The 12,270-nt window shown below is 39.7% G+C and carries 10 protein-coding genes; 6 read left to right on the top strand and 4 right to left on the bottom strand.

Going from position 1 to position 12,270, the window contains the following annotated elements; genetic code table 11:
- Nucleotides 1-79: 79 nt before the first annotated feature.
- On the bottom strand, nt 80-988 hold the full coding sequence (locus FTU06_RS10365; RefSeq protein WP_180065253.1) for a lysine exporter LysO family protein: 909 nt from the start codon (nt 986-988) through the stop codon (nt 80-82).
- Nucleotides 989-1,036: 48 nt separating this feature from the next.
- Nucleotides 1,037-2,542 carry an NAD(P)/FAD-dependent oxidoreductase gene (locus tag FTU06_RS10370; RefSeq protein WP_180026952.1) on the bottom strand — a complete coding sequence of 502 codons (1,506 nt, stop codon included), beginning with the start codon at nt 2,540-2,542 and terminating at the stop codon, nt 1,037-1,039.
- Between the two features lie 181 nt (nt 2,543-2,723).
- Here FTU06_RS10370 and FTU06_RS10375 point away from each other — a divergent pair, with 181 nt between their 5' ends.
- The 5 genes from FTU06_RS10375 (at nt 2,724) to FTU06_RS10395 (ending at nt 9,775) form a co-directional block, all read left to right on the top strand.
- On the top strand, nt 2,724-3,731 hold the full coding sequence (locus FTU06_RS10375) for an AraC family transcriptional regulator (protein WP_111885051.1): 1,008 nt from the start codon (nt 2,724-2,726) through the stop codon (nt 3,729-3,731).
- A gap of 84 nt (nt 3,732-3,815) precedes the next feature.
- Entirely contained in the window at nt 3,816-4,967 is a 1,152-nt protein-coding gene (gene zapE, locus FTU06_RS10380) for a cell division protein ZapE (protein WP_180007329.1), read from the top strand.
- Between the two features lie 526 nt (nt 4,968-5,493).
- Nucleotides 5,494-7,656: a malate synthase G gene (locus FTU06_RS10385; RefSeq protein WP_168378907.1), complete on the top strand. Its 2,163-nt coding sequence runs from the start codon at nt 5,494-5,496 to the stop codon at nt 7,654-7,656.
- Between the two features lie 88 nt (nt 7,657-7,744).
- Nucleotides 7,745-8,221: a hypothetical protein gene (locus tag FTU06_RS10390; protein WP_111885048.1), complete on the top strand. Its 477-nt coding sequence runs from the start codon at nt 7,745-7,747 to the stop codon at nt 8,219-8,221.
- A 111-nt stretch (nt 8,222-8,332) separates the two neighbouring features.
- Nucleotides 8,333-9,775: an aldehyde dehydrogenase family protein gene (locus tag FTU06_RS10395; protein ID WP_180146457.1), complete on the top strand. Its 1,443-nt coding sequence runs from the start codon at nt 8,333-8,335 to the stop codon at nt 9,773-9,775.
- Nucleotides 9,776-9,857: 82 nt separating this feature from the next.
- Here the strand turns inward: FTU06_RS10395 and FTU06_RS10400 are convergent, their stop codons facing one another.
- Nucleotides 9,858-10,619: a hypothetical protein gene (locus tag FTU06_RS10400; RefSeq protein WP_180146460.1), complete on the bottom strand. Its 762-nt coding sequence runs from the start codon at nt 10,617-10,619 to the stop codon at nt 9,858-9,860.
- Between the two features lie 262 nt (nt 10,620-10,881).
- On the opposite strand from FTU06_RS10400, the gene FTU06_RS10405 reads away from it, so the two are divergent.
- Nucleotides 10,882-11,541: an SOS response-associated peptidase family protein gene (locus FTU06_RS10405; protein WP_180007386.1), complete on the top strand. Its 660-nt coding sequence runs from the start codon at nt 10,882-10,884 to the stop codon at nt 11,539-11,541.
- Between the two features lie 21 nt (nt 11,542-11,562).
- Here FTU06_RS10405 and FTU06_RS10410 read toward each other — a convergent pair whose 3' ends face one another.
- Nucleotides 11,563-12,027, bottom strand: a complete 465-nt coding sequence (locus FTU06_RS10410; protein WP_180003047.1) for a MarR family winged helix-turn-helix transcriptional regulator — start codon at nt 12,025-12,027, stop codon at nt 11,563-11,565.
- Between the last annotated feature and the right edge of the window lie 243 nt (nt 12,028-12,270).

Below are 12,270 nucleotides of genomic sequence, written 5' to 3' on the forward strand. Positions count from 1 at the left end.
TATTTACCTTCTCTCTCTAACTCTCTCCCAAAGGGAGAGAGAAAGTCCTCTGCCTTTGGGAGAGGATTTAGGTGAGGGGTTAGATAGCCGCCAATATACTCACCAATATTGGTGCAAGTACAGAAAGGATAAAGCCGCTGACCATAGCATGTGGAATAAAATCATTACCACAGGCTTGTTTGACCATGGGTAGGGTGACATCCATAGCTGTTGCACCCGCAGATGAAATTGCAGAGCGTGGGTAGCGCCAGCCAATAATATACATAAATACAATCGCAAAAATTTCTCTGAATAAATCATTCATCAGCGCGATACTGCCTAGATGCGCATTCTTTAATTCAGTCACGACGATGCCTGTCATCGAATAGAAACCGTAGCCTTGTGACAACATAATCAAATCTTTCAAACTGATTTGTGGCAATAGATAGGCAGCAGCAAAAGCGCCCAAAAGTGAACCGACGATACAGCCGAGTGGAACAAGTAGAATTTTCCAATTTAACCAAGAACGATCGAGCGGTGAGTAGGCGAGATCAAGCCCAATCAGAAACATGAAGACTAAAAGTAGATCCCAAGTACTAATATGTGGCTGAAGACTAAAATGTGCTGCAATTTCGGCAAAAGCATAACCTAAACCTAATGCAATAAAAGCATAGCTAATATTGATGAGTGAGCTTGTCACTAACTGCATGGACACTTTGCCATGACTAGGTTTGTAGCCTAAAAGCTTAAACAAAATATAGCAGCAAATAAAAGCACCCATTGAGGTCAATAGTGCAATAAGTACTGATGAAGAGAGGATTTGCAGAGGTGCTGGAATAGTGTGTAATGTTTCAGAAAATTCGATCGCAATCGCAAATAACAAAATATAAGTAAAGTACGGCAGGAGTTTAAAGGCGATTTTTTCAAGCCAAGTGGGTAGGCGACGTGCAAGAATAAAACCAAGCCCTAAACAGGCCAAGAGCTGGAAAATCAGCCAGAAAGATTGCATAAAAAATAGGCAGATAATGAATACCTGCCTATTATGACCTGTTATTGCTTAAGCTGCATGACTAGATTTTGTTTTACTTAGGAGTCGAAAATCAGCTGGATTTATTTTTCGAGTAGCGAGCCAATATTTCCATGTATAAGTTGGCCACAGTGCAAAATTTTTACCGCCATTTTGTTGATACCAGCTCACGCAGCCTGATTGCCATACCGTGCCATCAAGCATGTCTTGTACATGAGTGTTAAATTGATCTTGCACCTGATCTTTGACAGCGATGGCTTGAACATTAGATTTTGAAACCAATTGCATCATTTGTAAGATGTAATCGACTTGTGCCTCAATCATAAATACCACTGAATTATGCGCAAGTACGGTATTGGGGCCTAATAATTGGAATAGATTTGGAAAGCCTTTGGTGCAAATGCCATAAAAACTTTCTGCGCCAGCTTGCCAAACTTGTTTGAGTTCTTGAGCATTTTCACCAATACATTTAAATGATTTTAAATAAATTCTTGGATCGGTAATAAAGCCTGTGCCATAGATCAGACAATCGATTTCACGGGATTTTCCATCTTTGGTAATAATGGCATTTTCAGTGATTTCTTGTATTGCATCACTGACCAATTCCACATTAGGTCGATTAAACGTTGGAAAGTATTTATTAGAAATTAAAATGCGTTTACAACCCATGATGTAGTTTGGCGTTAGTTTCTTGGCAAGTTCAGCATCTTTGACTTGGTATTTAATATACAGTTCTGCCAGTTTTTGCGCATATTTCATGGTGGTTGGTTTAACAATTGGTACGACACGTGATTCGTTGGTCCAATACAGGCGAGCGCGGTGAATTTTTCGAAACCAATCATATTTTTTAAATAATGATTTTTCTAAACCATGATAACTACGTTCATCTCGTGGAATGACCCAAGCCGCGGTACGCTGAAAAACATACAGTTGCTGTGTTTGTGGTGCGATTTCTGGAATGTATTGGATGGCACTGCCGCCTGTACCAATCGATGCGACTTTTTTACCTTCTAATGGATATTGATGATCCCATTGCGAAGAATGAAACACTTTACCCTTAAATTTTTCAATGCCCGGAATGTGTGGAATTTGCGGGACATGTAGCGGGCCAGATGCAAAAATCACGTATTGAGCGGTAATTTTAACACCATCTTTGAGTTCTAAATGCCAGTCGCAGGTTGATTCATTGTATCGACTTGAAAGCACTTCACTATTAAAGCGACAGAATTGTTTTAAATTATATTCACGGGTGACGTGTTGGATATAATCAAATATTTCAGGTGCTTCGGCATAACGTTTTGACCAATCTGTTTTGGGTGCAAAAGAAAGCGAATACATATGTGATTGCACATCACACGCAGCGCCAGGGTAGCGGTTCTCACGCCAAGTTCCACCAAAATCATTGGCTTTTTCGAGAATCAGGAAATCTTGATTGCCTTGTTGGAAAAGCCGTATTGCCATAGCAATACCACCAAAACCACCGCCGATGATAGCGATTTGCGTATGAATTTCCGAATTGGCTTTAGAGGTTTGCATTGTTTTTGTTTGCGCTTCCTGCATCATTTTTTTAATTCCAAGCGAGATTACAGGCTAAGCATACTTGAGTTCATGATCAGAACAATATGATTGAGGTGACAGAAATATTGATCGAAACAGCAATGTTCATAATTGCAAATTTGTAGTAAAAAAGAAGAAATTTAATGTCATTTTACGATTTATGAAACGATCCATTCTAAGCCTGATGTATTTAGTACAAGGAATGCGTAAAGCAGGCGTAGATGTCGATCAACGTTTGCAAACCATTGGGCTGCGTGTCGACGCACTCGATCCCACCTCAGTGATCCATCCGAGTTTGGAGTGGGATGTACTGAAAGTCATTGGTAAAGATGTAGAACCTGAACAAGGGTTATTTATTGGTCAACATTATACGTTGGCGGGTTATGGCCCATTGCTGATGTTATTGGTTACTAGTGATACTTTACGCCAAGCTTTAAATCAGGGGATTCGCTTTCAACAGTTGACGCATCTAACTGGGCGTTTAAGTTTGCAAATCAGTCAACATAAAGTGGCTTTATGCTATCAACCGCAAGATGTGTATGCGCCACTGGGTGCATTATTAGCACAGTCAGAGATTTCAGGAACGTATAAATTCATCCGTGATCTGTACAAAATGATGGGGCTATCTACGCCACAAGTTCAAATTGATTTGCCGTTTGCTGAACCCAAAGATCCCGAAAAATTAAAAATGTTCACCGATTATTATGGCTCTCAAGTTCGTTTTGGCGCGCCATTTGCGGCATTTTGGTTTGATGAGGATGTTCTAGATATTCGTATTCCATCCGCTGATATTATTACGTTTCGATTATATGAGTCGAAGTGTATTGCGGAGTTAGAACGTTTAAGCGCCGATGAAGATGCGCCATCATTGGTTCAACGGGTACAAGATTATTTGGAATTACAAAGTGGTGCGATGCCAAGTATGGCAGCAACTGCTCAAGCATTGAACTTGCCGGAAAGAACTTTACGTCATCAATTGCAACAGTTAAATACCAGTTATAAGCAAATTCGTGAAGATATTATTAAAGATAAAGCACTCCGTATGATTGAATATAATGAATATTCAATTGAAATGATTGCAGAATTGCTGGGTTATTCAGAACCTGCGGCGTTTAATCATGCGTTTAAACGTTGGTTTGGGCATAGTCCGAGACAATATAATAAATAGCCAATGCGCTTTACTGCCAAAGTGTTATATCTTCGAGTTTATTCTTCGTTATAATTCATTTAGCCCCAAAAAGTATTTAATGATATGTCAGATTTTCAGTCACCACACAACACCGCATTTACTCCGATTTCACCGGCTGAGCGTTATGCTCAAGCCTTAGCATCTGGTCAGTTTTTACCAGATCAGGAACAGGCGCAAGCAGTGCATGAGTTGGATCGAGTTTGGCAAGAATTAATCCAACGTTTTAAGGCTTCTAAAAAAGCATTTCGTCGTTTCCGTCGTCAAACAGCACCGAAAGGGGTGTATATGTGGGGCGGTGTAGGGCGTGGTAAAACTTGGCTGATGGATCAGTTTTATGATTCTGTGCCATTTCGACGCAAAACACGTATGCATTTCCATCACTTTATGCAGTACGTACACCGTGAATTAAATAAGCTTTCAGGTCAGCGTAATCCACTCGACCTTGTTGCCGACCAAATTTATAAAGAAGCAGTCGTGATCTGCTTTGATGAATTCTTTGTATCCAATGTCACAGATGCGATGATTTTGAGTGATCTATTCCAAAAATTATTTACGCGTGGGATCACCCTTGTTGCAACATCTAACATCGCACCAGATGGTTTATATAAAAACGGGATCCACCGTGACCGTTTTATCCCAACCATCGAAATGGTAAAAAAGAACTGTGTGATTTTAAATGTAGACTCAGGCGTAGACTATCGTTTACGTGTATTGAAACAAGCGCAGTTGTTTAAGTCGCCTTTAACACATGAACATAAGTTGTGGATGGCACAGCGTTTTACAGCATTAACGCAAACCCAAACGGTTTCACAAGAGCCAATTATTATTAATCAGCGTATTGTAGAAACCATTGGTCATACGGAAGATGTGCTGTGGTGTGAATATTCTGAGCTTTGCCTAAAACCACGTAGCCCAGCGGACTTTATTGAAATTGCCAATATTTATAATACAGTCTTGGTGAGTAATGTGCCGCACATGACCGATTATTTGTCTGAAGGGACACGTCGTTTTATCTACTTGGTTGATGAATTTTATGACCGTGGGGTGAAGTTGTTGCTTACTTCAGAAGATACGATTATTGAATTATATCAAGGTGAAAAATTGGCATTTGAAATTGAGCGTACACGTTCGCGCTTATTGGAAATGCAATCTGATGATTATCTACATACCTCTCACCGCCAAATCAATGTAACAGAATCTACAGCAGAAAATTAAGCGTTTTTGTTGGAATAAAAAAAGAACGTCTTAATGGCGTTCTTTTTTTTTGATTTTTTGTTTTAGATAACATGTATAAATTAAGAAAAGCTGTGGAACGAACAATAGAAGTTAAAGCCAAGTCTCAAGATAAAAGCATCATTTAATAAGAAGCTAGACTGAATAATAATTCATCGATAAAAGCGTTAAATTTAAACTGATTGGTTGAAGTTGTAGCATCGACATTGGCAGCATTTCATGGCTTAATCGAGTGAGTTTGTTTGAGGCTTGGGTCTATTTGTTCAGTTTTAGAACAAAATTCTGCACTTAAGTCTAATTTCGACATTTCAAAAACTTTATACACTGTAAAAAGGTATTCAGGCTGATGATGACGTCGTATTTCTGATCTTTATTATGTTGAATGATGAGGGTATTTCATTACATAGAAAATGATCATTATTTAGGAATGTGATAGTACTATTCAGCAAAGTATAAATGGGTATACTAGAATCTCTTGTTATAAAAAATAGCAATATCAGGAAAGACAATGACTGCACGTATTCAAAAAGGCAAGTTAGCGATTGCTAAAGAACTTTACGATTTCATCGAAAATGAAGCACTACCGGGTTCAGGTTTAGACAGTGAAACTTACTGGAAAAACTTTGAACAAGTCGTTGTCGATCTTAGCCCAAAGAATAAAGCACTATTGGCTAAGCGTGACGACATTCAAGCTAAAATTGATGAATGGCACCGCAACAACAAATTTGAACTCGAAGCTTACAAAGCTTTCCTTACTGAAATTGGCTACTTATTACCAGAAGTAGAAGATTTCCAAATCAGCACAGAAAATGTAGACGAAGAAATCGCATTATTGGCTGGTGCGCAATTGGTAGTACCTGTGCGTAATGCACGTTACTGCTTAAACGCTGCGAACGCACGTTGGGGTTCACTCTACGATGCTCTTTACGGTTTTGACGTGATCTCTGAAGAAGGCGGCGCGGAAAAAGGTAAGGGCTATAACCCAGCTCGTGGCGCAAAAGTTATCGAATTTGCTAAAAACTTCTTAAATGAAACTTTCCCGTTAGCAAATGGTTCGCATGCAGATGCAACTAAATATGCGGTAGAAGGCAAAAAGTTAGTTGTAAGCCTAAAAGATGGCTCAACTGCAACTTTAGCGAAAGAAGCTCAGTTTGTTGGTTTTAATGGTGACGAAGCTGCACCAACTGAAATCGTACTTTTAAACAATGGTTTACATGTAATCATTGAAGTTGATGCGACGAGCCCAATTGGTTCAACAGATGCTGCTGGCGTGAAAGACTTAGTTCTTGAAGCTGCGGTAACGACAATTCAAGACTTGGAAGACTCAATTGCAGCAGTTGATGCTGAAGAGAAAGTTGAAGGCTACCGTAACTGGTTAGGCTTAATGAAAGGTACGCTTTCTGAATCTATCGAGAAAAATGGTAAAACCGTTACTCGTACATTGAACAAAGACCGTACGCACAAAAACTTGATCGGTGGTGAAACTACGCTTCACGGTCGTTCATTGATGTTGCTTCGTAACGTAGGTCATTTGATGACAAACCCTGCGATCCTTGTAGATGGTGCTGAAATCTACGAAGGCATCATGGATGCATTGATCACACCGTTATTGACGTTTGCAGACATCAAAGGCGAAAACGAAAACAAGAACTCTCGTAAAGGTTCTATGTACATCGTTAAACCAAAAATGCACGGTCCAGAAGAAGTTGCATTTGCAGTTGAATTATTTGAGCGTGCTGAACAAGCGCTTGGTCTACCTGCGAAGACTTTGAAAATCGGTATCATGGACGAAGAACGTCGTACTTCTGTGAACTTGAAAAACTGTATCGCGCAAGCGAAAGATCGTACGATCTTTATTAATACAGGTTTCATGGACCGTACGGGTGATGAAATCCATACTTTCATGGAAGCAGGTCCATTCGTTCGTAAAGGCGAAGTGAAGTCTCAAATCTGGTTCCCAGCGTATGAAAACCGTAACGTGATGATCGGTCTACAAGCAGGCTTACGTGGTAAAGCGCAAATCGGTAAAGGCATGTGGCCAAAACCAGATATGTTGCTTGATATGTACAAAACTAAGATTGAGCATCCAGAAGCTGGCGCAAGCTGTGCATGGGTTCCGTCTCCATCTGGCGCTGTAATTCACGCGATTCACTATCATCAGTGCAATGTTTCTGAACGTCAAAAAGAGTTGTTGAATACTCAACCGCTATCTTTAGATGACTTGTTAACACCGCCTTTAGCGACAGATACAAACTGGTCTGAAGAAGAGAAAACCAAAGAACTCGAAAATAACCTTCAAGGTATCTTGGGTTATGTGGTTCGTTGGGTTGATTTGGGTGTAGGTTGTTCAAAAGTTCTAGACATCAACAACGTTGGTTTGATGGAAGACCGTGCAACTTTACGTATTTCTTCTCAACACGTTGCGAACTGGTTACGTCACGGTATCGTAACTGCTGAGCAAGTTGAAGAAGTATTTAAGCGCATGGCGAAAGTTGTAGATGAGCAAAATGCCAACGATCCACTTTACACACCAATGGCACCAAGCTTTGATGGTTATGCATACAAAGCTGCTTATGATTTAGTATTCAAAGGTGGCGAGCAGCCTTCTGGTTATACAGAGCCGCTTCTTCATGCTTACCGTTTAAAATTAAAAGGTTATACAGGTGACTAATCTGTAAATCAAAAAAAGCCTCTTCGGAGGCTTTTTTTATTGCTTGAGAAATTTAGAATGTCGACATAAAAAATGAAAAGGAAACTCCATGTATTTATGGAATGTAAATCGGTTGGTGGATGATATAAGACTGAATAAAGTCTCTGAAACCCATTATAAAAACTACTATATTGCCAGCTCAATATTGATTTTCTTTAGCTACTTAGCACTGACGTTAACCCCAGAATCCAAACCTACAGAAGCTTGGGCTTCGTTTGTTTTACAAGTTGGTCTGCTGATTAGCTGGGTGAATGCCATATTTAAAGCCAATGGCGGCGAGCAAGGCCGAGATTTTTTAAAGCGCTTTATTGCATTGTATTTGCCCGTAACGATTCAGAGTTTAGTCCTCTTTATCTTGATCGCTGTTGTTGTCGAAGGGCTGTTACCTATGTTGACCCTAAACATGGAGGAGGCTGCGCTTGAGCAACTCACCACAGTTAAAGATCTAAGTTTTGAAGTCATCATTAGCTGTTATATTTATTGGCGAATCTATAAAGCGATGCGGCAGATTCATCAGCCTGTTTAAAGTATAAGGTTGCAAAAGAAATTAATTATAAAGTTTTATCCTGTTTTTCTCATAGCTTTTCGATGCTGAAGTCTTTACATTGGGATGAATGATAAAAATAGGATGGAAACGATGTCAGCTTATACCGCATTAGATTTGCAATATATTGGTGGGCAATGGCGAGCAGGGACTTCAACGCGTCACATCAAAAATATAAATCCCTTTAGCCAAGCACAGATTTTTGAATTGCAGGCAGCCAGCAGTGTCGATGTAGACAGTGCTTATAGTGCGGCAGAAGCTGCATTCAAATCAGAAATGACCAAGCCCATTGAAATACGTCAGCAAGTTATCAATAAATTAGCTCAAACCATTCAGCAGCGCAGAGAAGAAATTATTCAATGGCTGATAGATGAATCTGGGAGTACACGTTTAAAAGCCAATATTGAAGTTGATGCGGCGCTCGGCATTATCCAAGAATCGTTGCGTTTTCCTGAAAAAATGCAAACTACGCAGCTAGAGAGTAAAGACCCGAGTCGAAAGAGTTTTGTACTGCGCAAACCTTTGGGTGTCATTGCGGTGATTAGCCCGTGGAATTTTCCATTTCATTTATCGATGCGTTCTGTGGTGACTGCGATTGCCTGCGGTAATAGTGTGGTGTTGAAGCCTGCAAGTGACACGCCAGTGACAGGTGGAACGTTGCTCGGAAAATTATTTGAAGAAGCGGGCTTGCCGCATGGCGTGTTAAATGTCGTTGCAGGCAGTGGCAGTGAAATTGGCGACTATTTTGTAGAGCATCCTGTGCCTAAAATGATTTCATTTACAGGTTCAACTGAAGTGGGTCAGCAGGTCGGGGTGAAAGCACTAGGAAGTTCACGGATTAAGCGTTTAGCGCTAGAACTTGGCGGTAATGCGCCTTTAGTGATTTTAGATGATGCCGATTTAGATTTAGCCGTTGAACTGACCGTGATGGGGCGTTTTTTGCATCAAGGACAAATCTGCATGAGTACCAATCGAGTGATTGTGGATGAATCCTTGCACGATGCTTATGTTGAAAAATTGATTCAGCGGGTAAAAAGTATTGTGGTCGGTGATCCAAATGCTACTGAAACCCTCATAGGGCCTATCATCAACAAGGCGCAGGTTGATAAATTAAAAACCATTATTCAAAATGCTATTCAGCAAGATGCAATTTTAGCCTATGCAGGCGGCATTGAAGGTCAATTGGTTGCACCGCATATTTTTACCCATGTGGATGCACACGCTGATATTGCATTAGAAGAAAGCTTTGGGCCAATCTTGCCGATTTTAAAAGCGCGAGATGAAGCACATGCACTAGAATTGGCGAATTCAACCCGATTTGGTTTATCGAGTGCGGTATGTACGTCAAACTTAGCGCGCGGCGGAGAGTTTGCTGCCAAACTCGATATAGGCATGACGCATATCAATGGCATCAGTGTGGCGGATCATTCTAATGCACCCTTTGGTGGTGAACGTAATTCAGGCCTTGGCCGTTTTAATGGTGAGTGGATATTTGAGGAATTTACCCGCACCCATTGGCAGACTTTCCCCGCTTAAAATACACAAAATGAAGTCTATTTTATCTTGTGCAATAGACTTCACAACAGGTTCTGTTGCGCAGGAGCAGGACCTCTCTAGTTTATTTCCATGAAATATCAGGAAGTATATAGTCCCAAAAACGACTCCAACGTGTTTTGTAATACAGAAAAGCGCCAATATCCTGACTTGAACAATTATTCTGATAGTACATTTGCTGATTCATCAACAGCATAGGCTTACGTTGCAAGGTCGTTATATACAGCTTTACCTGCACTTTATAATTGTAGATTGAATAATTAGAAGAAATAGTCTCGGTTTTCATTTTTTGGATATTGTTAATATACACATCAAACTTCAAGCCATTTTTGTAATCCGTTGCCTCATGAGTTGTTCGATCTTCGATTGGAATAAGCGGATTGTTATCACTAAACGCTAAATATGCATTATGTTTTTGTTTTCCTTGTTGATAATTAAACTGAATAGCTGAATTTGCAGTGGTGAAATAGGGGAGCGCATCCAGAGGATTGATCTTAAAAGTGCCTGTACAATCTGTCCTGACACGGCCTTCATCTGCGTTCACTGTAAACCAGTCAAATTGATCTTCTAATTCTGTCGTGTGGGCTTCATCTGCGTCAGGAAGAATCACGCCAAATTGATCTCGTTGTCTTTGCTGATTTTGCATCAAGCGATAACTATTTTGAGCATGTTTTGCAAAACGGATTTCAGGAAACATTTCTGGAGATGTAATTTTAAAGTCAGAGACATTGATCATTTCACCATAGGGCAGGATGACTAATGAGAACTGCTGCTCTTGGGTGTTGGGAAGATTTTTGACCGTGACCCAATGATGTGTACTGATCATTTGCTGATTGCGAAAATGCTTATATTGAATGCGGTATTTGCCTGCAGGGATCTCGATTTCATTGATCAGGCTTTGTTTAAATGGATATTCATTGAGATAGAGCGCGTCGAGACTAAAAGGTAGAAATGAAACGGTATGTACAGAAACTTTTGCTGCTTTGCAGTTGGATATAGACTTAAACTGAGAATTAAAACGATAAAGCGACTTCGGTCTAGATTTTTCATTTATTATAAAGATTGAATTTTTGCGGATTATGGCAAATATGTGTGCCAATTTCAAACCGATTACCTTAGCGCAATTAAAGTCGCAAAACTTGCCTGAAATCAGTTTTGAATATCCTGAGGAAGTCTATCCAAATTATGATTTACCGCTGCTCTTTAAGTCTGAGCAAGGGCTAGAGTGGCGAAAAGTGGGTTTTGGCATGGTGCCTAAATGGGCCGAAGACAAATCTATTGCACTAAAAACCTATAATGCCCGAAATGAAACTTTGTATCAAAAGCCGTCTTTTATCAATGCGATCTCAAAATGTAAGTTTGGCGTAATTCCAGTGTCTGAATTTTATGAGTCTATGTATATCGACAATAAACCGCAGCGTTGGAGTGTTAAACGCAAAGATGGAGAAGCGTTTTATATCGCTGCCTTATATGACATTTGTCGGCAAGGTGATGAGATTGTACGTTCTGCAACCATGATTACGATGGATGCTATCGATCATGAAATGATGAAACACTTTCATGAGCCAGGAAATATAAAACGCTCGGTGATTGTGATTCCGCATGCGCGATTAGAGGAATGGTTAAGCTGGAAATCACCCAATATCCAAAGTTTTGTACAGGGTTTTCCCGTTGATGAATTTGAATGCGCGCATGCACCTAAAATAAAAATCGAAAAAATCAGTCCCCAACTGAACTTTTTCGATTAATACTTCGGTGATGCAGAATGCTTAGCGCGCTAAGTTTTTGAAGATGTGCTTTAAGCTTTCCATGGTTTTTTCAATTTGTAGCGGTGTTAAGCCTTCAAAAGATTGCTCGAGAACGACATTCGTTAGATCGTTAATCTTCTGCGTCATTGCAGTGCCTTTATCGGTTAACACGACGCGGGTAATACGCGCATCATCTTCACAAGAATAGGTATCTACTAAGCCTTCATCTTTTAAGCGATAAACAATTTTGGTTGTCGTCGACATTTTAGACACGACCATTTCAGATAAATCCGAAACGCTCGCATGTGGCTTAGACTTGAGTGCGAGAAGGATACGGCGACGTGAATTATCAACACCATATTTTTTCAACGCATGGTCAACGTTTAAAACGTATTGAGCATGAACCTGAGTGACCCAGTAGAAAGGAAAATTTTCTAAGCTAAAGTCATCGGTGGATGGTAAAAATTTTGAATACTTTTTTGTCATGAAGAAGTCCCCTGAATATTTGTTTTAATTTTATTTAATGTTTTAACATTCTATTGAAAAATAGAGGGTAATAGCAAGAGTTCACAATAAAAAAATAGAAAGTAGAAGATATCTCATTTTTAGATTATCTTAATAGATTATATTGATATTCTTTCCAAGCGATTAAAAGAGAATAAAAGCAAAGTTGGGTAAAGAGATAGTGTAGTGAAAATAAATAAGTTTTTAATTTAAATTGAATATTAA

Origin of the sequence: Acinetobacter sp. YH12052, assembly GCF_013419835.1 — a bacterium.
GTDB lineage: Bacteria > Pseudomonadota > Gammaproteobacteria > Pseudomonadales > Moraxellaceae > Acinetobacter > Acinetobacter amyesii.

What these genes read in the sequence shown, in the direction of transcription:
- FTU06_RS10375 (WP_111885051.1), top strand. Translation starts at nt 2,724, where the DNA reads ATGAAACGATCCATTCTAAGCCTGATGTATTTAGTACAAGGAATGCGT.
- FTU06_RS10410 (WP_180003047.1), bottom strand. Translation starts at nt 12,027, where the DNA reads ATGACAAAAAAGTATTCAAAATTTTTACCATCCACCGATGACTTTAGC.
- FTU06_RS10365 (WP_180065253.1), bottom strand. Translation starts at nt 988, where the DNA reads ATGCAATCTTTCTGGCTGATTTTCCAGCTCTTGGCCTGTTTAGGGCTT.
- FTU06_RS10400 (WP_180146460.1), bottom strand. Translation starts at nt 10,619, where the DNA reads ATGATCAGTACACATCATTGGGTCACGGTCAAAAATCTTCCCAACACC.
- FTU06_RS10385 (WP_168378907.1), top strand. Translation starts at nt 5,494, where the DNA reads ATGACTGCACGTATTCAAAAAGGCAAGTTAGCGATTGCTAAAGAACTT.
- FTU06_RS10405 (WP_180007386.1), top strand. Translation starts at nt 10,882, where the DNA reads ATGTGTGCCAATTTCAAACCGATTACCTTAGCGCAATTAAAGTCGCAA.
- zapE (WP_180007329.1), top strand. Translation starts at nt 3,816, where the DNA reads ATGTCAGATTTTCAGTCACCACACAACACCGCATTTACTCCGATTTCA.
- FTU06_RS10370 (WP_180026952.1), bottom strand. Translation starts at nt 2,542, where the DNA reads ATGCAAACCTCTAAAGCCAATTCGGAAATTCATACGCAAATCGCTATC.
- FTU06_RS10390 (WP_111885048.1), top strand. Translation starts at nt 7,745, where the DNA reads ATGTATTTATGGAATGTAAATCGGTTGGTGGATGATATAAGACTGAAT.
- FTU06_RS10395 (WP_180146457.1), top strand. Translation starts at nt 8,333, where the DNA reads ATGTCAGCTTATACCGCATTAGATTTGCAATATATTGGTGGGCAATGG.